Source organism: Pseudoalteromonas sp. (assembly GCF_041629635.1).
Taxonomy (GTDB): domain Bacteria; phylum Pseudomonadota; class Gammaproteobacteria; order Enterobacterales; family Alteromonadaceae; genus Pseudoalteromonas.
This window is the reverse complement of record NZ_JBFKMX010000243.1, coordinates 1-2,809: the sequence shown is the minus strand read 5'-3', so window position 1 is coordinate 2,809 and position 2,809 is coordinate 1. Positions and strand designations below refer to the sequence as shown.

General features: G+C 35.1%; 2 protein-coding genes and 1 pseudogene. All 3 read left to right on the top strand.

What is annotated here, in order from left to right; genetic code table 11:
* Positions 1 to 265, top strand: a pseudogene (locus tag ABYD77_RS18620) (ABC transporter ATP-binding protein); the annotation flags it as partial.
* The gene (locus tag ABYD77_RS18615; RefSeq protein WP_372771590.1) at positions 258 to 1,460 is read left to right on the top strand and encodes an ABC transporter permease; all 1,203 of its coding nucleotides are present in this window, start codon (positions 258 to 260) and stop codon (positions 1,458 to 1,460) included. The pseudogene ABYD77_RS18620 and the gene ABYD77_RS18615, both read left to right, overlap by 8 nt.
* 367 nt (positions 1,461 to 1,827) lie before the next feature.
* The gene (locus ABYD77_RS18610; protein WP_372771589.1) at positions 1,828 to 2,490 is read left to right on the top strand and encodes a hypothetical protein; all 663 of its coding nucleotides are present in this window, start codon (positions 1,828 to 1,830) and stop codon (positions 2,488 to 2,490) included.
* Positions 2,491 to 2,809: the final 319 nt, after the last annotated feature.

Here is a 2,809-nt window from a genome sequence, read left to right as displayed (position 1 = left end):
GCTTGATGAGCCAACCACAGGCCTTGATATTATGACTACCCAAACGGTTATTAGCTTTATTCAAAGCATAAAAGCACACGGTACTCCGGTTATTTTTTCAACTCATCACTTAGATGAAGTAGAGCTTTTATGTGAGCGCGTAAGTGTGATTGATAAAGGGGTTACGTGTTTTGATGGCACCATTGGTGAATTTAAAGAGCGTGGTCGCAGTGATGTACTTAACAACGCGTTTTTAACGATTTTAAAGGAGCAACAAGGTGTTTGAGGTATTTTTAAAAGAGTTAAAAGAGCTACTGCGTGACAGAAAAACATTATTATTTGTAGTTGCACTGCCGGTTGCCATCTTCCCAATCATTTTTGCTTTAATGGGCTTTTTAATGAGTAAAGCCGCTATCGAAGCAGAACAAAAGGTGCATACTTACGCGATTATTAATGCCCAATACGCCCCAGAATTTAAAGATAAACTGTTTTACCATAAAAACTTCAAATTGGTCGAAGGTGATTTTAAAACAGTCGATGACCTAAAAACGGCAGTACAAAACGAAGTAATTGATGTAGGTATTGTGATTACTGACGATGCGCGTTCATCTCTTGAAAGCGGTAAAAGTAATTCATGGCAGGTTGTTTTCAATGATTCTTCATCGCTTAGTTTTATCTTTGCACGTATCAAAGAGATGGCGGAAGAGTTTTCACAAACACTGCAAAGTGAGCAGTTTAATAAGCTTGGAATTGCCATTGAACATCAAGAAGCGCTGCTTAACCCAGTCGTGCTTGAAAAAGTCGACACTGCCGATTTACGTGAAAACTTAGGCGAAAAACTAGGTGCACTGATTCCGTACTTATTAATTCCGCTTGTACTTGCTGGTGCAAGTTACCCAGCGATTGATTTAGGCGCAGGTGAAAAAGAGCGGGGCACACTTGAAACACTTTTACTAACACCTATTTCGAGAACAGAGCTGGTACTTGGTAAGTTTTTTACCGTGTTATTTACCTCTTTGGCAACGGCACTAATTACTGTCGCCAGTATGGGCATATGGATGAAAATGGCTGGTAACTTCTTTGAGGTAGAGAAAATCACTGATGCATTTTCGATGCTAGGCTTTGCTGATTTTGCACTTATTTTGTTATTGCTGATTCCGCTTGCATGTGTTTTTTCATCACTTGTTTTGGCTATTTCGATTTATGCACGTTCATTTAAAGAAGCACAAAACTATATGGGCCCACTTTCGATGCTTGCATTTTTGCCGCTTATTGTTGCGATGATGCCAAATATGGAACTCAGCATGAGTACTGCTATGGTGCCAATTACCAATGTTGCATTAGCTATTAAAGAGATTTTAAAAGGCACAGTAGATTATAGTTACGTTGGTATGATCTTTATTGCCACCGCAGTGCTAGCAGGCTTATTAATGACGGCATGTGTGCATTGGTTCAAAAAAGAAGAAGTGCTATTTAGATAAACGCTTTCTTGTTTAACGATAAAGCCCAACTGTGTTGGGCTTTTTTATATGTTTTTTCTAGCTTTGTTTTCAGTGCATTCCATTTTACATATAGCCATCTGGCTAGTTAAAAATTCAGCTTCTGAAACTTAAAGGTTTTAAAATAATTATTCTCTATTGTTCAATCGGTTTTAGCTTTCTGAATTTATCGTTTTACGGCAAAAATATCCTATTACTTACATAATGAAGTGTTTGTTAATTTTAACACGCTAGTGATTAAGGTATTTTTTAGCTGAATAAATTACAAATAGGGTATTTTTTTATAAACATCTTTATTAATTAATGGTATATGACTAACTTATAAAAGTAGTCATTATTAGAGTCATTTATGAGAAGTTACCTTATTGCTATTATTTCAGGGTGTGTATTTAGCGCTACTGCGTTTGCATTTGATAGTGATAACGATAAAGTGCTTGATAATTTTGATTTAAATCCACAAAAGAAGTCAGTGTTTTTTGCTAAAAATACCATTACTGTATCTCAGCTTTCAGGTTTTTATTCAGGTGTCTCAGCGGTTGGGCGTTATCGTTTTGGCGATGATATTCTAATTACTGGTACACAGTTTGAAAAACTAATCGATCCGGTTGTTGTTGTGTATCAACACAATAATGTTTTTAATTTTAAACCTACCTCAATTAGTAGCGAAGGCCTCGTGTTTAAATTAGAGGTACCTAAAGGTAAATATGCGCTATTTATTTATGATCAAGACCAAAAAACCAATGAAGTTAAGGTTGAATCTTTATTAAATAGTGCGCCACTTATTTTTGGCGATGCTTCTGTTACTCTTGAAAAAGGTAAAACTTTTTCGCTTTCAGGTATTGGTTTTAATCAAGATTCAAAAGTGGTGTTGGGACCGCTTAAAATTACCCCGAAATTCGTTTCAAATACACGTTTAACATTTGAAGTTCCGAATAATGCTGCAGGGCTTCAGTTTTATATTGAAAACAATGCGTTAAAGAGTAACATTATTCGTGTTACAAGCTACAAATAGGCTCACTGTTGTCATTCTCGTCTTTTACTTGCTCTTAATTAGTTAAATTACATAAGTTACTACGCATTTCACAGATTAGTAAGTAGCACGATTCATGTTTGATTAAAGCTAAATGGTTTATTTTTAGTTCAGAATAAACAAATGTTAATTAATTTAAGTTAACTTTGTTTTTATTTTATTGCTGCATAGCCTGTTTTTAAAGGCTTTGTATTTTTGTAAAGGGGTATAACAGGTGTTATTTTCTAATCGTTTTTATTTTATATTTTGCTGTTTTTTTATTGCTTTATTTGGGTGTAAATCTACAACTTCTCCTTCGCTC